The organism is Pectobacterium nicotianae (assembly GCF_023272715.1).
GTDB lineage: Bacteria > Pseudomonadota > Gammaproteobacteria > Enterobacterales > Enterobacteriaceae > Pectobacterium > Pectobacterium brasiliense.
Window position 1 is genome coordinate 492,651 of record NZ_CP096821.1, and the last position, 21,348, is coordinate 513,998.

Genomic DNA, 21,348 nt, shown 5'->3' on the forward strand with positions numbered 1-21,348 from the left:
AATCGCAGCGCGATGATGATTCAATCGAAACATCTTCGGGTTGTGAGGTTAAGCGACTAAGCGTACACGGTGGATGCCTAGGCAGTCAGAGGCGATGAAGGGCGTGCTAATCTGCGATAAGCGTCGGTAAGCTGATATGAAGCGTTATACCCGACGATACCCGAATGGGGAAACCCAGTGTGTTTCGACACACTATCATGACATGAATACATAGTGTCATGAGGCGAACCGGGGGAACTGAAACATCTCAGTACCCCGAGGAAAAGAAATCAACCGAGATTCCCCCAGTAGCGGCGAGCGAACGGGGAGGAGCCCAGAACCTGAATCAGTTTGTGTGTTAGTGGAAGCGTCTGGAAAGTCGCACAGTAAAGGGTGATAGTCCCGTACACAAAAATGCACAGATTGTGAGTTCGATGAGTAGGGCGGGACACGTGACATCCTGTCTGAATATGGGGGGACCATCCTCCAAGGCTAAATACTCCTGACTGACCGATAGTGAACCAGTACCGTGAGGGAAAGGCGAAAAGAACCCCGGCGAGGGGAGTGAAATAGAACCTGAAACCGTGTACGTACAAGCAGTGGGAGCCTACTTGTTAGGTGACTGCGTACCTTTTGTATAATGGGTCAGCGACTTATATTCTGTAGCAAGGTTAACCGTATAGGGGAGCCGCAGGGAAACCGAGTCTTAACTGGGCGTTAAGTTGCAGGGTATAGACCCGAAACCCGGTGATCTAGCCATGGGCAGGTTGAAGGTTGGGTAACACTAACTGGAGGACCGAACCGACTAATGTTGAAAAATTAGCGGATGACTTGTGGCTGGGGGTGAAAGGCCAATCAAACCGGGAGATAGCTGGTTCTCCCCGAAAGCTATTTAGGTAGCGCCTCGTGAATTCATCTTCGGGGGTAGAGCACTGTTTCGGCTAGGGGGTCATCCCGACTTACCAACCCGATGCAAACTACGAATACCGAAGAATGTTATCACGGGAGACACACGGCGGGTGCTAACGTTCGTCGTGAAGAGGGAAACAACCCAGACCGCCAGCTAAGGTCCCAAAGTCATGGTTAAGTGGGAAACGATGTGGGAAGGCATAGACAGCCAGGATGTTGGCTTAGAAGCAGCCATCATTTAAAGAAAGCGTAATAGCTCACTGGTCGAGTCGGCCTGCGCGGAAGATGTAACGGGGCTAAACCATGCACCGAAGCTGCGGCAGCGACACTTAGGTGTTGTTGGGTAGGGGAGCGTTCTGTAAGCCTGCGAAGGTGGCCTGTGAGGGCTGCTGGAGGTATCAGAAGTGCGAATGCTGACATAAGTAACGATAATGCGGGTGAAAAACCCGCACGCCGGAAGACCAAGGGTTCCTGTCCAACGTTAATCGGGGCAGGGTGAGTCGACCCCTAAGGCGAGGCTGAAAAGCGTAGTCGATGGGAAACAGGTTAATATTCCTGTACTCGGTGTTACTGCGAAGGGGGGACGGAGAAAGCTAGGTTATCCGGGCGACGGTTGTCCCGGTTTAAGCGTGAAGGTGGGTGACTTTGGTAAATCCGGGTCATCGTTAACACTGAGGCGTGATGACGAGTCACTACGGTGATGAAGTAACCGATGCTACGCTTCCAGGAAAAGCCTCTAAGCTCCAGGTAACATCAAATCGTACCCCAAACCGACACAGGTGGTCAGGTAGAGAATACTCAGGCGCTTGAGAGAACTCGGGTGAAGGAACTAGGCAAAATGGTGCCGTAACTTCGGGAGAAGGCACGCTGATGGTAGGTGAAGTGACTTGCTCATGGAGCTGAAATCAGTCGAAGATACCAGCTGGCTGCAACTGTTTAATAAAAACACAGCACTGTGCAAACACGAAAGTGGACGTATACGGTGTGACGCCTGCCCGGTGCCGGAAGGTTAATTGATGGGGTCAGCCGCAAGGCGAAGCTCTTGATCGAAGCCCCGGTAAACGGCGGCCGTAACTATAACGGTCCTAAGGTAGCGAAATTCCTTGTCGGGTAAGTTCCGACCTGCACGAATGGCGTAATGATGGCCAGGCTGTCTCCACCCGAGACTCAGTGAAATTGAACTCGCTGTGAAGATGCAGTGTACCCGCGGCAAGACGGAAAGACCCCGTGAACCTTTACTATAGCTTGACACTGAACCTTGAGCCTTGATGTGTAGGATAGGTGGGAGGCTTTGAAGCGTGGACGCCAGTCTGCGTGGAGCCAACCTTGAAATACCACCCTTTAATGTTTGATGTTCTAACGTGGACCCGTAATCCGGGTTGCGGACAGTGTCTGGTGGGTAGTTTGACTGGGGCGGTCTCCTCCCAAAGCGTAACGGAGGAGCACGAAGGTTAGCTAATCCTGGTCGGACATCAGGAGGTTAGTGCAAAGGCATAAGCTAGCTTGACTGCGAGAGTGACAGCTCGAGCAGGTGCGAAAGCAGGTCTTAGTGATCCGGTGGTTCTGAATGGAAGGGCCATCGCTCAACGGATAAAAGGTACTCCGGGGATAACAGGCTGATACCGCCCAAGAGTTCATATCGACGGCGGTGTTTGGCACCTCGATGTCGGCTCATCACATCCTGGGGCTGAAGTAGGTCCCAAGGGTATGGCTGTTCGCCATTTAAAGTGGTACGCGAGCTGGGTTTAGAACGTCGTGAGACAGTTCGGTCCCTATCTGCCGTGGGCGTTGGAAGATTGAGAGGGGTTGCTCCTAGTACGAGAGGACCGGAGTGAACGCACCACTGGTGTACGGGTTGTGATGCCAATTGCATTGCCCGGTAGCTAAGTGCGGAAGAGATAACCGCTGAAAGCATCTAAGCGGGAAACTTGCCTCGAGATGAGTCTTCCCTGGACACTTGATGTCCCTGAAGGGCCGTTGAAGACGACGACGTAGATAGGCTGGGTGTGTAAGCGTAGCGATACGTTGAGCTAACCAGTACTAATGACCCGAGAGGCTTAACCTTACAACACCGAAGGTGTTTTAAAGACTCATAGAGAACGATGTTCAGCTTGTTCAGAGATTGGTTCTGGTGGTTGTGTGACACAAAAAAGTGAAACATAACGGCTAGAATGAAACAGAATTTGCCTGGCGGCGATAGCGCGGTGGTCCCACCTGACCCCATGCCGAACTCAGAAGTGAAACGCCGTAGCGCCGATGGTAGTGTGGGGCTTCCCCATGTGAGAGTAGGGAACTGCCAGGCATCAAATAAAACAAAAAGCTCAGTCGAAAGACTGGGCTTTTTGTTTTATCTGTTGTTTGTCGGTGAGGGCTCTCTGGAGTAGGACAAATCCGCCGGGAGCGGATTTGCACGTTGCGGAGCAACGGCCCGGAGGGGGGCGGGCAGGACGCCCGCCATAAACTGCCAGGCATCAAATAAGTGAAAAGCCCCTGTCGAAAGACAGGGGCTTTTTGCTATGGGCTGTTCCCCTAAGTGATTCTGACGTGCTTAAACGCATTCAGCAGAAGTCGCACTGATGACGCATACTAGGTTTCGTGAAACATTTTCACCTTATGCTCTGAGCGCTCGACATTAGAACGAAAACTCGCTATCTTCGGGCATCTGGATGTCTAAACGTTTAAACGTATGCTTTGAGGATATAAGGTTATGCCAATTCGGGTTCCTGATGAGTTACCAGCCGTTAATTTTCTGCGGAATGAGAACGTCTTTGTGATGACGTCCTCGCGTGCTAAAACGCAGGAAATTCGTCCCCTCAAAGTGCTGGTTCTGAACCTGATGCCTAAAAAGATCGAGACTGAAAATCAGTTTCTGCGCCTGTTATCCAATTCCCCCTTACAGATCGATATCCAACTGCTGCGTATCGATAGTCGTGAATCAAAGAATACGCCGGCTGAGCATTTGAATAACTTCTACTGCGATTTCGACGACATCCAAAACGAAAATTTTGATGGCCTGATTGTTACTGGCGCACCGCTGGGATTAGTCGATTTCTGCGATGTTGTTTATTGGCCACAGATCGCACGTGTCATCGAGTGGGCAAAAGAGCATGTTACCTCCACATTATTCGTGTGTTGGGCTGTGCAGGCTGCTCTCAATATCCTCTACGGTATTCCCAAGATGACGCGCAAGGAAAAGCTATCTGGTGTTTATTCACATCAAACGTTGCAACCTCATGCGTTGTTGACTCGTGGCTTTGATGAAACGTTCCTTGCACCACATTCACGCTATGCAGATTTCCCTGCTGATGTAATTCGTCAGCATACGGATTTAGAGATTCTGGTTGAGTCGGAGCAGGCCGGAGCCTATCTGTTTGCCAGCAAAGATAAGCGTCTGGCGTTTGTTACCGGACACCCAGAGTATGATGTCTCGACGCTAGCGGGGGAGTTTTTCCGTGATTGCGACGCTGGATTGGATCCGGCCGTTCCGGTGAATTATTTCCCCGATGACAACCCTGAACTGGCACCGAAAGCGAGCTGGCGTAGCCACGGTCATCTGCTTTTTGTTAACTGGTTGAATTACTATGTTTACCAGATTACGCCTTACGATTTACGCCGGATGAACCCTACGCTGGACTAACCCATTCCCCTTCTTTTCGCTAAGGCACCTTTTGAGGTGCCTTTCTTTTTTGTGCTGAACTCTTTCATTTCTGTTGGTTAGTGAAAGTTATTTCTCTTCCTTTTTGATTTTAATTTTCATTTTTATCATGGGGTTATTTTTACTTTTTTATTAAAATGGAAATTGTTTTTGATTTTGTTTTTTATTGTATTACGCTTAATTCTGTCGGCTAAGAAATGTACATACTGGTTTGCCGATTTGGCGGTTGTTGATAAATGAAGCGGAATCTGAAAAGGAACCACGAATGATGCAGCAGACGATAAGCAAAGAATTGGCGTTTAGTCAGCGTTTTGGTGAAGGTGAGAAGCAAATTCTTACGGAAGAGGCGATTGATTTCTTAACGGAGCTGGTCGCGCATTTCACGCCGGCACGTAATCAGTTGCTCGCTGAGCGGCAGGTACAACAGCGTAATATCGATCAGGGGAAGCTACCTGACTTTATTTCAGAAACGGCTTCCATTCGTGATAAGGCATGGGCAATACGCGGTATTCCCGATGACCTTCAGGATCGTCGCGTTGAGATTACCGGTCCGGTCGAACGCAAGATGGTGATCAATGCATTAAATGCCAACGTGAAAGTTTTCATGGCGGACTTTGAAGATTCGCTGTCACCGGGATGGGAAAAGGTGATCGATGGGCAAATCAACTTGCGTGATGCCGTACGCGGTACGATTTCCTACATCAATGAAACAGGAAAGATCTACCAACTGAAACCCAACCCTGCCGTATTGATTTGCCGCGTGCGCGGTTTGCATCTGCCCGAAAAACACGTGTCCTGGCAGGGAGACGCGATTCCCGGCAGCCTGTTCGACTTCGCGCTGTATTTTTTCCACAACTATCAGGAACTACTGAAGAAAGGTAGTGGCCCTTATTTCTATCTGCCAAAGACCCAATCATGGCAGGAAGCGGCCTGGTGGAATGATGTCTTCAGCCATACGGAAGATCGCTTTGATCTGCCGCGTGGGACGATCAAAGCGACGGTGTTGATTGAAACGCTGCCTGCCGTTTTCCAGATGGACGAAATTCTCTATCACTTACGTGACCATATCGTTGGGCTGAACTGCGGCCGCTGGGATTATATTTTCAGCTACATCAAAACATTAAAGAACCATAGCGATCGCGTTCTACCCGATCGCCAGTCGGTGACGATGGAAAAACCCTTTCTTAGCGCTTACTCGCGGCTATTGATCAAAACCTGTCACCGTCGCGGTGCGTTCGCTATGGGCGGGATGGCGGCGTTCATTCCGAGTAAGGATGCGGAACGCAATAACTGGGTGTTGGATAAGGTACGTAAAGACAAAGAGCTGGAAGCTCACAATGGTCACGATGGCACTTGGGTGGCGCATCCGGGGCTGGCCGATGCGGTGATGGAAGTGTTCGATCGGGCGTTAGGTGAGCGTAAAAATCAGCTCGATATCAGCCGTGAACAGGATGCGCCCATCCGTGCAGAAGAGTTGCTGGAGCCTTGCCCGGGAGAGAGAACGGAAGTGGGGATGCGCGCGAATATTCGCGTTGCGGTGCAGTACATCGAGGCATGGATATCCGGCAATGGCTGCGTCCCGATTTATGGGCTGATGGAAGACGCGGCGACGGCAGAAATCTCCCGCACCTCAATCTGGCAGTGGATTCGCCACGGCAAGACGTTGAGCGATGGCCGTGTGATCACCAAAGCGCTGTTCCGCCAGATGCTGGCCGAAGAACTGTTTGTGATTCAGGAGGAACTCGGTGATGCCCGTTTCAGCGGAGGGCGCTTTGATGAAGCAGCTCGGCTGATGGAGCAAATTACCACGCAAGATGAGCTGATCGACTTCCTGACGCTACCTGGCTACGCATTGCTTGATTAATCCTGACTGATAATAAAAAGGAACCTCTGCTATGACGACCTCTCGCACCCAACAAGTCCAGCATATCGAAAAAGAGTGGAAAACCGCCCGCTGGGAAGGGATTACGCGCCCCTACAGCGCAGAAGATGTGATTAATCTACGGGGATCGGTGAACCCGGAATGCACGCTCGCGCAACTCGGCGCGGCAAAGCTATGGAACCTGCTGCATGGTGACTCTCGCAAAGGCTATGTGAATTGCCTGGGCGCGCTGACAGGAGGGCAGGCTTTACAGCAGGCGAAAGCGGGCATCGAAGCGATTTACCTTTCCGGCTGGCAGGTGGCGGCGGATGCCAATCTGGCGTCCAGCATGTATCCCGACCAGTCGCTCTACCCGGCGAACTCCGTACCTGCGGTGATTGAACGCATCAATAACACCTTTCGACGTGCCGATCAGATTCAATGGGCGAACCGTATTGAACCGGGCGACAAGCGTCATACCGACTACTTTCTTCCGATTGTGGCGGATGCGGAGGCGGGGTTTGGCGGCGTGTTGAATGCGTTTGAGCTGATGAAGTCGATGATCGAGGCGGGTGCTGCGGCGGTTCACTTTGAGGATCAACTGGCATCGGCGAAGAAGTGTGGGCACATGGGGGGCAAGGTGCTGGTACCGACGCAGGAAGCCATTCAGAAACTGGTTGCGGCGCGGCTGGCGGCGGATGTCTTAGGTGTGCCGACCTTACTGGTTGCGCGAACCGATGCTGATGCAGCGGATTTGCTGACTTCCGATTGCGATGAGCATGACCGTGATTTCATCACCGGAGAACGTACGGTGGAAGGCTTCTATCGCACGCGAGCCGGGATCGAGCAGGCAATCAGCCGCGGTCTGGCCTACGCACCGTATGCCGATTTGGTGTGGTGCGAAACCTCAACGCCGGATTTATCGCTGGCGCGTCGTTTTGCTGAGGCTATCCACGCGAAGTTCCCCGGTAAGCTCCTGGCGTACAACTGTTCACCTTCCTTTAACTGGAAGAAGAATCTGGATGACAGCACGATCGCACGTTTTCAGGATGAGCTGTCGGCGATGGGCTACAAGTACCAATTCATTACGCTGGCCGGCATCCACAGCATGTGGTTCAACATGTTTGACCTGGCCCATGCCTATGCGCAGGGCGAAGGGATGCGGCACTACGTAGAAAAAGTGCAGCAGCCTGAATTTGAGGCGATTAAAGACGGCTATACCTTCTCATCGCATCAGCAGGAAGTGGGGACCGGCTACTTCGATAAGGTGACGAACATCATTCAGGGAGGCGAGTCTTCAGTGACGGCGCTGACGGGATCGACGGAAGAACAGCAGTTCTGATCCTAACCCGGTCAGTGTTCGGCTGGCCGGGTTTCATCGGGAGATCATGATGACGCGTGACCTTGAAAAGCTGGTGGCGCAGACGATCCTGCAAGGGTTTGATGCGCAATATGGACGTTTTCTCGAAGTGACGGCAGGGGCGCAGCAGCGCTTTGAACAGGCCGACTGGCCTGCCGTACAACAGGCAATGAAACAGCGTATTCACCTCTACGATCACCACGTTGGTCTGGTGGTTGAACAGCTGCGCTGTATTACGGGCATTCGCTGCGATGATGCGGATTTTTTGGCTCGCGTGAAGCATATCTACACCCGCTTACTGCCGGACTACCCGCGTTTTGAGATTGCCGAGAGTTTCTTTAATTCTGTCTACTGTCGGCTGTTCAACCATCGGGAACTGACGCCTGATAAGTTGTTTGTTTTCAGCTCTCAGCCTGAACAGCGCTTTCGTGAAATCCCCCGGCCTATCGCCAAGACGTTTGTGCCCACTGACGGCTGGCAGAACATGTTGGAAAAGCTGCTGAGCGATGTGCCGCTGCGCCTACCGTGGGAGGATTTACCACGTGATATTGGTTATATCACTGCGTATTTGCAGCGTACTTTCTCAGCGGAGCAGCTTGCGCAGGCGACATTACAGCTGGCTAATGAGCTGTTTTATCGTAACAAAGCGGCCTGGTTAGTGGGAAAACTGTCGCTCCCTGACGGTGTCTTTCCGTTCCTGCTGCCGATTCACCACAACGAACGCGGAGCGCTATTTATTGATACCTGCTTAACCAGTCAGGCAGACGCCAGCATTGTGTTCGGTTTCGCCCGCTCGTACTTCATGGTGTATGCCCCGTTGCCGTCGGCGCTGGTGGCATGGCTGCGTGACATTTTGCCGGGGAAGACGACGGCGGAGCTGTATCTGGCGATTGGCTGCCAGAAGCACAGTAAAACCGAGTATTACCGCGAATATCTGCACTACATTGCCGAATCAGAAGAGCAGTTTATTATCGCTCCCGGCGTGAAAGGGATGGTGATGTTGGTGTTTACGCTGCCGTCGTTCGATCGCGTATTTAAGGTCATCAAAGATCGTTTCGCGCCGCAGAAAGAGGTAAGTGCAGAGCGGGTCATGGCGTGCTATCAACTGGTGAAAGAGCACGATCGTGTAGGGCGCATGGCGGATACGCAGGAATATGAAAACTTCGTCATCGATAAACATCGTATCAGTCCAGAGTTGTTGGAAGAGCTTTGGCGTGAGGTACCGGAAAAGCTGGAAGATCTGGGCGATCAATTGGTGATCCGACACTTGTACATGGAACGCCGGATGACGCCGCTGAACCTCTATCTGGAACAGGCAAGCGCACAGCAGTTGCACGATGTGATTGAAGAATACGGCAATGCCATCAAACAGCTGGCCGCGGCGAATATTTTCCCCGGCGACATGCTATTCAAGAATTTCGGCGTCACGCGTCATGGGCGAGTCGTATTTTATGACTACGATGAAATCTGCTACATGACTGAAGTGAATTTCCGTAAAATCCCGCCGCCGCGTCACCCAGAGGACGAACTGGCCGCCGAGCCGTGGTACAGCGTCGCGCCAAACGATGTGTTTCCCGAAGAATTCCCCCATTTCCTGTGCAGTGACCGCCACATTCGTACGCTGTTTGAGGAAATGCACGGCGACCTGTTTTGTGCGGATTACTGGCGAGCACTACAGCAGCGTATCCGGGAAGGGCATATTGAGGATGTTTACGCCTACCGACGCCGCAAGCGTTTTAGCCAACGCGCTGAGCCGCTATACACCACTACTGAGAATGATTCAGGCCTTTGCCGTTATCTGGCGTAAAAATTATGCAGCGGTGGGCTTGACCGCCGAGTGAGCGACAGGACGTCGCGAAAGCCAGTGCCGCGTAGGGAACGCGTCACTGGCGGCTCGACTAGCGGTCAGGAACACCGGTGGAACCGCGTAGCGGCATAATTCCCGCCGAAAGCCTGGGTACACAGGGCGGCGGCGACTGAGCGCCCTGTGTCGGGCGCATGCTATGAAGTAGCATGAAAATAACGGTATTATTGCGCACGAAACCTTCCCACAGTCTGCATAAACATGCGCCTAAAAGGCTTATAACCCACTGTATTCCTGCATGACTTGTTTGGCGGCTTTGATCACCAGCGCGCCGAGTTCTGTGACGCGATCGTCTGTGATGCGCGACACGGGGCCGGAAATGGAAATGGCGGCGAACGCTTCATGATGTTCATCCAGAATGCAGGCCGCGATACAGCGCAGCCCCAGCGCGTGCTCTTCGTCATCGAACGAATAGCCCTGCTTGCGAATCAGCGACAGATTTTCTTTCAACGCTTGTGGCGAGCTGAAGGTGTGTGGTGTGTAGCCGTGCAGCCCTTTCTTGTGTAGCAATTGAGTGACCTGAGCATCGGGTAAATGCGCCAGAAAGGCTTTCCCAGCACCGGAAGCATGCATCGGCAGCTTACCGCCAATCGGTGCAGACATACGCATCAGCGCCGTACACTGCACCTGATCGATGATAATCGCCTGGCTATCGGTCTGATCGAGCACGGCCAGATTGACGGTTTCACCAGAATCTTCCATTAACTTGCGTACTATCGGATGCACAATCGCCAGCAGGTTGCGGCTTTGCAGAAAGCTGCTGCCGACGATAAACGCGTGTGAAGCAATCGTCCACAGCCCCAAATCGCCAACCTGACGCACAAAGCCCTGTTGCTGCATGGTGGTGAGCAGACGGTGGGTCGTGGAATTCGGTAAACCGGCCTGCTGAGCGAGATCGGTTAGCGCCACGCTGCCGTTGGCTTTGGCGATATATTCAAGCAGCGTCAGGCCACGGGTCAACGACTGCACCTGCCCGGTCGGTTGTGCAGCGGTGCTCGCGCTGGCTCTGGGTTTTTTCCCGCGTTTGGCTGGCTCTGGTGGCGTCATGGCGTCGATTCCTTTTTATGGTAATGGAATTGATTTTCGTTTTTTCACCGCAGAATGCAACTCTTCTTTCTCTGCGCTTTTTATCGGCAAATGACCTGAAAAAGTCTCATGCTACACCGCGTTAGCGTGCTCACAACTTATGCTAGGATAGACGCAATATATATCGTATTTATTGGCCGAGGATGGGGTTCGCGTGAGTAATCGGGTAGACGAATTGCGGCGTCAGTTGGCGCAACGCATTATGGTGCTGGATGGTGGTATGGGAACCATGATCCAGGGTTATCGCCTGCAGGAAGCAGATTATCGCGGCGAGCGCTTTGCTGACTGGCCGAGCGATGTGAAGGGAAATAACGATCTGCTGGTACTCACCAGGCCGCAGGTGATTAGCGAAATCCATGACGCCTATCTGGAAGCCGGTGCCGACATTCTCGAAACCAACACCTTCAACGCCACCACCATTGCGATGGCGGACTATGATATGCAGGCGTTGTCGGCGGAAATTAATACCGTTGCTGCACAGCTGGCGCGTGCCAGCGCGGACAAATGGACGGCCTTAACGCCGGATAAGCCACGTTATGTTGCCGGTGTGCTTGGCCCGACGAACCGTACCGCGTCGATCTCTCCCGATGTTAACGATCCGGCATACCGTAACGTCAGTTTTGATCAACTGGTAGAAGCGTATCGCGAATCGACGCGCGCATTGATCGCGGGCGGTGTCGATCTGATCATGATCGAAACCATCTTCGATACGTTGAACGCTAAAGCGGCGAGCTTCGCGGTAGAAAGCGAGTTTGAGGCATTAGGCATCGAGCTGCCGGTGATGATTTCCGGCACGATCACGGATGCGTCAGGGCGTACACTGTCCGGTCAGACAACAGAAGCGTTTTACAACTCCTTACGTCATTCCCGTCCGCTATCTTTCGGCCTGAACTGTGCGCTGGGGCCGGATGAACTGCGTCAGTATGTCGCTGAGCTGTCACGTATTTCAGAATGCTATGTGAGCGCGCACCCTAATGCAGGGCTGCCCAACGCCTTTGGAGAATACGATCTGGATCCGGCCGATATGGCGAAACATATCGGCGAATGGGCACAGGCCGGTTTTCTGAATATCGTCGGCGGCTGCTGTGGATCGACACCTGCGCACATTGCCGCGATGGCAAAAGTGGTGGAAGGTGTACCGCCGCGCAAGCTGCCGGAGATTTCGGTGGCCTGCCGCCTATCCGGTCTGGAACCGCTGAATATTGATGCCAACACGCTGTTTGTAAACGTCGGGGAGCGGACGAACGTCACCGGCTCCGCACGTTTTAAGCGTCTGATCAAAGAAGAAAAATATAACGAAGCGCTGGACGTCGCCCGTCAGCAGGTGGAAAGCGGCGCGCAAATCATCGACATCAACATGGATGAAGGCATGCTGGATGCGGAAGCGGCGATGGTCCGTTTCCTGAACCTGATTGCCGGTGAACCTGATATTGCCCGTGTGCCGATCATGATCGACTCCTCTCGGTGGGAGGTGGTTGAGAAGGGGCTTCAATGTATTCAGGGTAAGGGAATTGTTAACTCGATTTCCATGAAAGAAGGCGTTGAGGCTTTTGTGCATCACGCCAAACTGGTACGGCGCTACGGTGCGGCTGTGGTGGTGATGGCGTTTGATGAAGTCGGTCAGGCTGATACCCGTGCCCGTAAAATTGAAATTTGTCGTCGGGCGTACCGAATTCTGACGGAAGAAGTCGGTTTCCCACCGGAAGATATCATTTTCGATCCGAACATTTTTGCTGTGGCAACGGGGATCGATGAGCACAACAACTACGCGGTGGATTTCATCGAAGCCTGTGCGGACATCAAGGCGCAGCTGCCGCATGCGATGATCTCCGGCGGTGTATCTAACGTTTCCTTCTCATTCCGCGGCAACGATCTGGTGCGTGAAGCGATCCACGCTGTCTTCCTTTATTACGCGATCCGCAATGGTATGGACATGGGGATCGTGAACGCCAGCCAGTTGGCGATCTATGACGATCTTCCTGTTGAACTACGCGATGCGGTTGAAGATGTGATCCTTAACCGTCGCAGCGATGCTACCGAGCGTATGCTCGATCTGGCGGAAAAGTATCGCGGCAGCAAAACGGAAGATGAAGGCAGCAAAACACAGGCGGAGTGGCGCGGCTGGGACGTGCGGAAGCGTCTGGAGTATTCGCTGGTTAAAGGCATTACCGAATTTATCGAGCTGGATACCGAAGAAGCTCGCCAGCAGGCGACGCGGCCGATCGAGGTAATTGAAGGCCCGCTGATGGACGGCATGAACGTGGTTGGTGACCTGTTCGGTGCGGGTAAAATGTTTTTGCCGCAGGTGGTGAAATCCGCCCGTGTGATGAAGCAGGCCGTGGCCTACCTTGAACCCTACATTGAAGCCAGTAAAGACAAAGGGAGTTCCGCTGGGAAAGTCCTGCTGGCGACGGTAAAAGGTGACGTCCACGATATCGGCAAGAATATTGTTGGCGTGGTGCTGCAATGTAACAACTACGAGATTATCGATCTGGGCGTGATGGTGCCGACGGATAAAATTCTGAAGACCGCGCGTGAAGAGAATGTTGATATCATCGGGCTGTCCGGGCTGATTACGCCGTCGCTGGACGAAATGGTCAACGTGGCGAAAGAGATGGAACGTCAGGGTTTCACGCTGCCGCTGCTGATTGGTGGCGCGACGACGTCTAAAGCACATACCGCCGTGAAGATTGAGCAGAACTATAGCGGCCCGACGGTCTATGTGCAGAATGCTTCGCGCTCTGTCGGCGTGGTATCGGCGCTGCTTTCCAGTGCGCAATATGACGACTTTGTTGCACGTACCCGTAAAGAGTACGAAACCGTGCGTATTCAGCATGCGCGTAAAAAGCCAAGAACGCCGCCCGTGACGCTGGAAGCGGCTCGTGCTAACGCTTCCGATCTGGATTGGGAGAACTACACGCCGCCCGTTGCGCATCGGTTGGGCGTGCAGGCGGTGACAGCCAGCATCGAAACGCTGCGTAACTACATCGACTGGACGCCATTCTTTATGACCTGGTCGCTGGCCGGGAAATATCCCCGCATTCTGGAAGATGAGGTGGTGGGTGAAGAGGCCAAGCGCCTGTTTGCCGATGCCAACGCGATGCTGGATGATTTGTCCGCACGCGGTGCGCTGAATCCGCGTGGTGTGGTGGGTTTATTCCCGGCTAACCGCGTTGGTGATGACGTGGTGATTTATACCGATGAACGGCGTGAAACGGTGCTGTCAGTGAGCCACCATCTGCGCCAGCAGACGGAGAAAACAGACTTCCCGAACTACTGCCTGTCTGATTTTATGGCACCGAAGTCCAGCGGTAAGCCGGACTATCTAGGGGCCTTTGCGGTGACTGGTGGGCTGGAAGAAGATACGTTGGCCGATCAGTGGGAAGCTCAGCATGATGATTACAATAAGATCATGGTGAAGGCGATCTCTGACCGTCTGGCGGAAGCCTTTGCGGAATACCTGCATGAGCGTGTGCGTAAAGTTTACTGGGGCTATGCGCCGAATGAGAACCTCAGTAATGAGCTGCTGATCCGCGAGAACTATCAGGGCATCCGTCCTGCACCGGGCTATCCGGCTTGCCCTGATCACACGGAAAAAGTGCAAATCTGGCAGTTGCTGGATGTGGAAAAGCATACCGGCATGAAGCTCACCGAATCCTATGCCATGTGGCCTGGCGCGTCGGTATCCGGCTGGTACTTCAGCCACTCCGACAGTAAATACTTCGCCGTCGCGCAAATTCAGCACGATCAGGTAGCGGATTACGCGGTGCGTAAAGGGATGGAAGTGAGTGAGGTGGAGCGCTGGTTGGCGCCGAATCTAGGTTATGATGCAGATTAAGATGCCAGTAAAAGAAATAATATCTGTGGGTTAACAAGTGTTGGTTTTCAACTGGCGTTAAAATTCTGCTGAGGTGGGCGTGGCCGCCGGGTGAGCCGCATGGACGCGGCGAAAGTCAGTGCCGCGTAGGGAACGCGTCACTGACGGCCCGAACAGCGACTACGAACGCCGAAGGCACCGCGTAGCGGCAGAATTTCCGCCAAAAAAGCCTGGGTTCTCAGGGCGGCGGCGATTGAGCGCCCTGAGTCGGGCGTGGTGCTGATGGCACAGAGAAATACTCGGCTTACCACGCACGAAACGTCTGCTTTTTTGCATAGCGGTACTGGTTTCGTGATTGAGCCCATGCAATATCTTCCCCGCTGATGACCCTGTGTTACGCGAACACCATTTCAATGAGAATAGTTATCAGTCTTATTGATGCGATTTCATGGTAATGGTAAGGTGAGCATCAATTAAGCAGAAAGCATTTTTCTGTTTTCATTCCACGCATTTCCGCTAACCGCTGGCCTGATTCTGGGCGTTAAACAGGATGAGGGTATCTTTCCGCCCATGCTAAAACGACTCTTTTCCATTGAGGATTTCTTCGACATCGGTGAACGTTACGGGATTGATTACCACTTCCCGCAGCTGTCGTCCTGCCGTGAGCGCGCGAAAGAAAAGCGTATCGTTGTGCAGGGCGATGTCGAAGAGATGACGCTGTCCTCTGGGATTTGCCTGACGAACTCCAACGTGCAGGTGTTGCAGCCTTACGAATCGACGTCGTTGCACTGTTGCCCGTTTTATACGCTGGTGGTGCTGGAAGGTCGCGTCGCGCTGCGTCTGAACGGCAAGGAATTTGTTGTGCGGTCTGGTATGGCATTCAGCACCCGGCTAGGTGACCCGTTAGTCATGAACGCTAGCCACCTTGCGGATTGTCATCTTCGCACCGTATCGCTGGGCATTTTCCCCACCACTTTTGCTTTGGATCCGCTGTTGGGCTCGCTGCTGAACGAGTGGGAACAGGGCGGTAATCCGACATTTTTATGGCAGGTTCCCGGCTATTTATTATCTGGGTTGCAGCACGCACTGGAAAACACCACACCGGGGCTATCGCGCCAGCTCATGCTGGAAGGCGTGATGCTACAGCTGCTAGGGCAAGGCCTGTCATTCGGGCAACGTGGGGGAGAGCGGCGCGTATTGCCTCCGCCCGGGGAGCAGGATCGGCTGGAGAACGTTCGGCGGCTTCTGGCACAACAGCCTGAAAAAGAGTACACCCTCAATGAATTGGCGCAGCTGGCCGCGATGAGCACCAGTAGCCTGCGTACCAAGTTTCGTCAGGCGTATGGTCATTCGGTCTTTGACTATCTACGCGATTGTCGGCTGGAACTGGCTCGGCGCTATCTGGTGCAGGGATACAGCGTTCAGCAGGCAGCCTGGATGTCGGGCTACCAGCACGCGACCAACTTTGCTACGGCTTTCCGGCGGCGTTACGGTATGGCGCCGAGCGATGCGCGCATGGTCATCTAGCATTTCCTTTCTTATCAATCTTCTGAGCCTTATTTATGCCAGATATTGTCACTTGGCTGCCCGTTTGACGCTTTCTCGCTGAGTTCCCGTTTTGTCATTGCGCATACGCAAGTTGTCACTGCGCATAGCTATCGCAAGACTAAAAACGGTAATAATTCTTATTTACAATAATAAGGTCTGTGGAGATTCCCATGTTCAGAAAAACGCGGCTGGCGCTGGTGGTTGGCTGTTTCACCAGTGGATTAACGGTGTCGGCACTGGCGCAGGATACGCCATCCTCTTCTTCTCAGGGTGATACGTTAGTCGTGACGTCTCAAACGCAACGCGGTGCGACTAAGCTGGAAACGCCCGATATTGAGACTCCTCAGGCCGTTTCTATCATTACGCGCGATCAGATTCAGGAACAGGGGGCGATCAGCGTTCGTCAGGCGGTCGGCTATACGCCGGGCGTGTACAACAACCAAATCGGCGCGTCCAACCGCTTTGACTACATGGTGCTGCGCGGCTTTTCCGACGGCAGCCTCGATAACGTCTATCTTGATGGGCTGAAGATGATGGGGGATACCAACTCCCATAGCTCGCTGGTTATCGATCCCTGGTTTCTCGACAGTATTGAAGTGGTCAGAGGCCCGGCGTCCGTCCTCTACGGGCGCTCTTCTCCGGGCGGGATTGTAGCGCTGAATTCCCGCCAGCCGTCGTTCGATCGCAGCGGACAGATCAAACTGTTCGCAGGCAACAATGCACAACGTGGTGCGGCGTTTGACGTTACCGGACCGCTGGATGATGACGAGCGTTTTGCATTCCGTCTGGGTGGGATGGTCCGTGAAGCGGATACCCAATTTGGGCCGCTGAAAGAAGAACGCTATGCGATTGCGCCCAGCCTGCTGTGGCGGATTTCCGACAAGACACGGCTGGAATTGATGGCGTATCTGCAACGCGATCCTGAGGGCGGAAGCCATTCGGGTTTACCGTATGAAGGCACGGTGGTGGCGCATAACGGACGGAAAATCTCGAACACCTTCTATGAAGGGGAAGAGAATTATGAGAAATACGATCGTAAGCAAAACATGGTGGGATACAACTTTGAACATGGCTTCGATAACGGCTGGGCAGTGCGCCAAAAGCTGCGTTATTTGCGTACTAAAGTGCATTTGGATCAGGTGTACGCCTATGGCTGGGAACCATTGGGCAACAATACGCTGACCCGTTATTACTCGGGTTCCCGCGAGTCGCTGTCTGCGTTAACGCTAGATAACCAGCTCGATGGCAGCGTGGATACCGGTGCGGTGAACCACCGCCTGCTGGTGGGGATCGACTATCAGCAGCGTAATAATAATATGGACTGGCCTTCTGGCTCTTTCCCGGCTATTGACGCATTTAATCCCGTTTACGGTTCCGGTCCAACGGCCATGTCTGGGACGTTGGAAAAGCACAAGCTGCAACAGACGGGCATCTATCTACAAGATCAAATGAGCTGGGAGCGCTGGCGCTTAACGCTGGGTGGTCGCCACGATCAAGTAAAAGTGACCCACGTTAACCACACCAAAGGAACACACAGCGAGTTGGATAAAAACAACTTTAGCTCACGTGCCGCCTTGCTCTACCTGTTTGATAACGGCTTTGCGCCATATGTCAGCTATTCCACGGCCTTTACGCCAACCAGCTTCGCCGATGATAACGGCAACGTGCTGGAACCAATGAAAGGCAAGCAGTGGGAAGCCGGGATGAAGTATCAGCCGGAAGGTTCTCAAGATCAGTACAGTCTGTCGGTCTTCCGTATTAATCAGAAGAACGTGGCGACAAAAGTTCAGCCTAACGACCCTTACCGTTCTGTAGGTGAAATTGAATCGGAAGGCGTTGAACTGGAGGCCGTGAGCCATATTACGGATAATCTGCGTCTGCAAGCGGCTTATACCTATATGGATATTCGCTATAAGAAAAGCAGTGTGGCTGAGCAAGGAAAGCGTGCGGTGTACGCACCGCGCAATCAGGCCAGCGCCTGGGCGAACTATGATGTCAAAAGTGGTCCTCTGGACGGCCTGACGATTGGTTCCGGTGTGCGTTACGTGAACGGGGTGACCTCCGATCGTGCCAATACCCACACGCTGCCTTCTTATACGCTGGTGGATATGGCGATAGGATACGATCTCTCGAAGGTCGGCCTGAAAGGGCTAAGTGCACAGCTTAACGTCAATAACCTGACCGATAAACGCTACGTGGCGTCCTGTAACTCGCTGGAGTTTTGTTACTTCGGTGCCGAACGCAGCGTAGTCGGCAGTGTCTCTTACTCGTTCTGATGCCTTCGCCGTCCTGCTTTAACGGGTAGGACGGCCGCTTTTATGAAAATTTATATCCATAAATCTTCTATTCTCCCTCCAATATCTGAATACATTAATCCTGATAGCGAATGGCGATAATATTCTGCTACTGCATATCTATTTCAGCTATTTTCCGCAAATAGTTAAATATCGTTCTGATTCATTGAATAAAATAAATAATAGTGAATTTATATTTCCTGTATTTATATTTTTTAGGTGTAATTAATGTCGTTGAGATTTTTTATATGTGGCAATACGTGGCTTTTATATCCGATGTGCTAGACATTTTAACGACTAAAAACAATACTCCTTTGACGTGTTATATTCGGTGACGTTATCGAACGTCATATTCATTAATTGATCAGTAATGGATTAATTGACGCATGGATCAGTAATGAAGTGATGTAGCACCTATTACCCCTGAGAATAATTTTACTACTTATTATTTTAAAAGCTATTTACATAGCGCATGTGAGGAATAGCAATGGAATTGAATAATAAAAATAGACGGTTTTTCTTTATTAGCTCTGCGAAACGAATCATTGGAACCGTCGGGTTATTATCTTTAGCGAATATACCGTTCTATACGAGGGCGAATGACGTAGCGGATAAGGCAAAGGAGGTTGGGATAAAGACGTGCCCGCTCACGACGGAACAAATAGTAGGGCCTTATTTTGTTGATTATAAAATACTACGGCGTGATATTACCGAGTCTCAGCCCGGCATCCCGCTGTTGCTGAAGATAAAAGTGATCGATGGGGTGTCTTGTGAACCCGTGGATAACATATTAGTTGATATCTGGCACTGTAACGCCCGAGGAAAATACTCAGGTTGGAGCTTCATTAGCCCTGATAAAGAAGCGACAACAGATGAGGTTGGGACCGTTAATAGAACAGATAGCACCAGTTTCTTTCGGGGTATACAGCCAACAGACCAGAATGGTGTGGTGAGGTTCACGACGATCTTCCCAGGGTTCTATGCTGGCAGGGCGACACATATTCATGTTGCGATAAGGCGGGTAAGTAAAAATCCTCTGGAAAAAGAGCACTTTGCTTTTGTCGGGCAGTTATATTTCCCAGAGGAACTTTGTCGTGTGGTTTATAATAACGAGCCCTACAGTCCAAGGGATATCTCGCGGGTGACCAACACTGAAGATGAATATTTTACCAAGATGAATGGCGCGCAATCGCTACTTACGGTAAATAAAATCAATGAAGGTGATTTCAATGATGGGTTCACGGGGGAAATCATTTTGTCTATTGATAAGAATGCGACCTCTACCTACCTCACTCAGCGTGATTTATACAAGTACACGGTTTCACAAGAGTAGATACGATATTGGGGCAGCGGTACTGCCCCTTTGTTATCCCACCATGCCAACGGCACACCGCGTTAATACAGGCCAATCACCTTCCACCACAGCAGACCCGCGCTCATGAAGATCGCCTGATTCACCAGGCTGACGACGAAACCGGTGCGCCACCAGACGGCGGTGGGTACGTAGCCCGCGCCGAACAGGATCGGGCCGCGCGCGTGGGTATATTGCGTCAGTGAACAGTACAGGCTGCTGGTAAACGCCAGCATGAATGCCATCGGCACCGCCGGAATGTTCAGGTTGATCCCGACACCGAGGAATACCGCAAAAAGTGCCGCGATCTGCGCGTTGCCGCTGGCGAAGAAATAGTGGGTGTAGAAATAGGCTGCATTTAGCAGTAACAACACCAATACCCAACTGGTTCCCTGCATTAAGTGGCCGATGTTGCTGCCGATGAGATCGCCAAACCAGTTGGTGAAGCCGAGTTTTTTCAACTGATTCGCCATCATCAGCAGGGCGGCGAACCAAATTAGCGTATCCCAGGCCCCTTTCTCGCTCTTTACGTCTTCCCAGCTCAGTACGCCGGTTAACAGCAGGAAAGACAGCCCGACGAACGAGGCCGTTGTGGCATCCACGCCTAATTTATCGCCAAAAATCCACAGTACGAGCAGCAGGACGACGGTGAATGCCATCAGCCATTCACCGCGGCTCATGTTGCCCATTTTTGCCAGTTCGGCGACGGCCAGTTTTGGTGCATCCGGCGTATGGCGAATTTCTGGTTTGGTCAGCCAGTAGACGAGCAGGGGGACAACGGCCAGAGAAATCAAACAGGGCACAAGCGCCGCCAGAAACCAGCTTCCCCACGTGATGGTCACGCCCGCGTTGGCCGCCAGTTTCACCGCCAGCAGGTTGCCGGTGTAAGCGGTCATAAACAGCGCAGCGGTTACGTCGTTAACGTTACCGATGCAGGTAATCAGGAAGGTACCAATCTTGCTGCGCGAGGCATCTTCCGGTTTGGAGTCGAAGCTGCGCGACAGCGAATCGGCAATGGGATAAATAATCCCGCCGCAGCGTGCGGTGTTGCTCGGCATTGCGGGGGAAAGCACCAGATCGGCAAAGGCCAGACCGTAAGCCAGACCCAGCGTGCGTTTTCCCAACATGCGGATCATCTGCAAGGCGATGCGGCGACCCAGTCCTGTTTTGATAAAGCCGCGCGCGATCATGAAAGCGACAACAATCAGCCAGATCAGCGAGCTGTTCAGGTCGCTGAGTGCGGTTTGTATCGCGCCGCTGGCCGTTGTATCTCCCGCGGCGTACGTCAGCGCAAAGAGCGTGATACTGATAATACCGATAGCCCCAATCGGGAGAACGTTCGCGACAATGCTCACGATCGTGGCGACGAAGAGGACGGCGGAGTGCCAGGCGGCGGGGCTTAAGCCAGTTGGGGGTTCCATTTGCCAAAAAAAGGCGGCGATGGCGAGAATAATGATTAGCGGGAGCCAGTTCAGTCCATATGAGGTTTTCGTTTTCATCCATTTTCCTTACTCGAGGGCTGCAAGATTGTGCAGGGTTATAACCCATAAGAGTTATAGGGATAAAAAGAGCATAGCGCTAACCGTGAAAGGCGTGAGGCAAAATTATTGGCTTATTGATTTGG

10 protein-coding genes and 2 rRNA genes are annotated in these 21,348 nt (G+C 52.5%); 10 read left to right on the forward strand and 2 right to left on the reverse strand.

The window, feature by feature from the left end:
• The first annotated feature begins 46 nt into the window (after window positions 1-46).
• The 6 genes from MYB54_RS02230 to aceK all read left to right on the forward strand — a co-directional run bounded on the left by MYB54_RS02230 (window position 47) and on the right by aceK (window position 9,571).
• Window positions 47-2,953: ribosomal RNA gene (locus MYB54_RS02230) — 23S ribosomal RNA — on the forward strand.
• Between the two features lie 121 nt (window positions 2,954-3,074).
• Window positions 3,075-3,190, forward strand: a 5S ribosomal RNA gene (gene rrf, locus MYB54_RS02235).
• Window positions 3,191-3,595: 405 nt separating this feature from the next.
• On the forward strand, window positions 3,596-4,525 hold the full coding sequence (metA, locus tag MYB54_RS02240; RefSeq protein WP_014916800.1) for a homoserine O-acetyltransferase MetA: 930 nt from the start codon (window positions 3,596-3,598) through the stop codon (window positions 4,523-4,525).
• A gap of 283 nt (window positions 4,526-4,808) precedes the next feature.
• Window positions 4,809-6,407: a malate synthase A gene (gene aceB, locus MYB54_RS02245; RefSeq protein WP_039526982.1), complete on the forward strand. Its 1,599-nt coding sequence runs from the start codon at window positions 4,809-4,811 to the stop codon at window positions 6,405-6,407.
• A 31-nt stretch (window positions 6,408-6,438) separates the two neighbouring features.
• Window positions 6,439-7,746 carry an isocitrate lyase gene (gene aceA, locus MYB54_RS02250; protein ID WP_039289122.1) on the forward strand — a complete coding sequence of 436 codons (1,308 nt, stop codon included), beginning with the start codon at window positions 6,439-6,441 and terminating at the stop codon, window positions 7,744-7,746.
• Between the two features lie 49 nt (window positions 7,747-7,795).
• Window positions 7,796-9,571, forward strand: a complete 1,776-nt coding sequence (aceK, locus tag MYB54_RS02255) for a bifunctional isocitrate dehydrogenase kinase/phosphatase (RefSeq protein ID WP_248721942.1) — start codon at window positions 7,796-7,798, stop codon at window positions 9,569-9,571.
• A gap of 273 nt (window positions 9,572-9,844) precedes the next feature.
• Here aceK and iclR read toward each other — a convergent pair whose 3' ends face one another.
• Window positions 9,845-10,675 carry a glyoxylate bypass operon transcriptional repressor IclR gene (gene iclR, locus MYB54_RS02260; RefSeq protein WP_014916796.1) on the reverse strand — a complete coding sequence of 277 codons (831 nt, stop codon included), beginning with the start codon at window positions 10,673-10,675 and terminating at the stop codon, window positions 9,845-9,847.
• A 241-nt stretch (window positions 10,676-10,916) separates the two neighbouring features.
• Between iclR and metH the strand changes: the two genes are divergently transcribed.
• From metH to MYB54_RS02280, 4 genes are all read left to right on the forward strand, one after another.
• Window positions 10,917-14,552 carry a methionine synthase gene (metH, locus tag MYB54_RS02265; protein WP_248721943.1) on the forward strand — a complete coding sequence of 1,212 codons (3,636 nt, stop codon included), beginning with the start codon at window positions 10,917-10,919 and terminating at the stop codon, window positions 14,550-14,552.
• A 549-nt stretch (window positions 14,553-15,101) separates the two neighbouring features.
• The gene (locus tag MYB54_RS02270) at window positions 15,102-16,058 is read left to right on the forward strand and encodes an AraC family transcriptional regulator (RefSeq protein WP_248721453.1); all 957 of its coding nucleotides are present in this window, start codon (window positions 15,102-15,104) and stop codon (window positions 16,056-16,058) included.
• A 191-nt stretch (window positions 16,059-16,249) separates the two neighbouring features.
• The gene (gene foxA / locus MYB54_RS02275; protein ID WP_248721454.1) at window positions 16,250-18,355 is read left to right on the forward strand and encodes a ferrioxamine B receptor FoxA; all 2,106 of its coding nucleotides are present in this window, start codon (window positions 16,250-16,252) and stop codon (window positions 18,353-18,355) included.
• 505 nt (window positions 18,356-18,860) lie between these two features.
• The gene (locus tag MYB54_RS02280; RefSeq protein ID WP_248721455.1) at window positions 18,861-19,706 is read left to right on the forward strand and encodes an intradiol ring-cleavage dioxygenase; all 846 of its coding nucleotides are present in this window, start codon (window positions 18,861-18,863) and stop codon (window positions 19,704-19,706) included.
• Window positions 19,707-19,768: 62 nt separating this feature from the next.
• On the opposite strand, the gene MYB54_RS02285 is transcribed toward MYB54_RS02280, so the two are convergent.
• Complete coding sequence (locus tag MYB54_RS02285; protein WP_010283156.1) at window positions 19,769-21,223, reverse strand: DASS family sodium-coupled anion symporter; 1,455 nt, start codon at window positions 21,221-21,223, stop codon at window positions 19,769-19,771.
• Window positions 21,224-21,348: the final 125 nt, after the last annotated feature.

Bases quoted from the DNA above. Each gene is read 5' to 3' on its own strand.
- metA (WP_014916800.1), top strand. From the start codon at position 3,596: ATGCCAATTCGGGTTCCTGATGAGTTACCAGCCGTTAATTTTCTGCGG.
- aceB (WP_039526982.1), top strand. From the start codon at position 4,809: ATGATGCAGCAGACGATAAGCAAAGAATTGGCGTTTAGTCAGCGTTTT.
- aceA (WP_039289122.1), top strand. From the start codon at position 6,439: ATGACGACCTCTCGCACCCAACAAGTCCAGCATATCGAAAAAGAGTGG.
- aceK (WP_248721942.1), top strand. From the start codon at position 7,796: ATGACGCGTGACCTTGAAAAGCTGGTGGCGCAGACGATCCTGCAAGGG.
- iclR (WP_014916796.1), bottom strand. From the start codon at position 10,675: ATGACGCCACCAGAGCCAGCCAAACGCGGGAAAAAACCCAGAGCCAGC.
- metH (WP_248721943.1), top strand. From the start codon at position 10,917: ATGGTGCTGGATGGTGGTATGGGAACCATGATCCAGGGTTATCGCCTG.
- MYB54_RS02270 (WP_248721453.1), top strand. From the start codon at position 15,102: ATGCTAAAACGACTCTTTTCCATTGAGGATTTCTTCGACATCGGTGAA.
- foxA (WP_248721454.1), top strand. From the start codon at position 16,250: ATGTTCAGAAAAACGCGGCTGGCGCTGGTGGTTGGCTGTTTCACCAGT.
- MYB54_RS02280 (WP_248721455.1), top strand. From the start codon at position 18,861: ATGGAATTGAATAATAAAAATAGACGGTTTTTCTTTATTAGCTCTGCG.
- MYB54_RS02285 (WP_010283156.1), bottom strand. From the start codon at position 21,223: ATGAAAACGAAAACCTCATATGGACTGAACTGGCTCCCGCTAATCATT.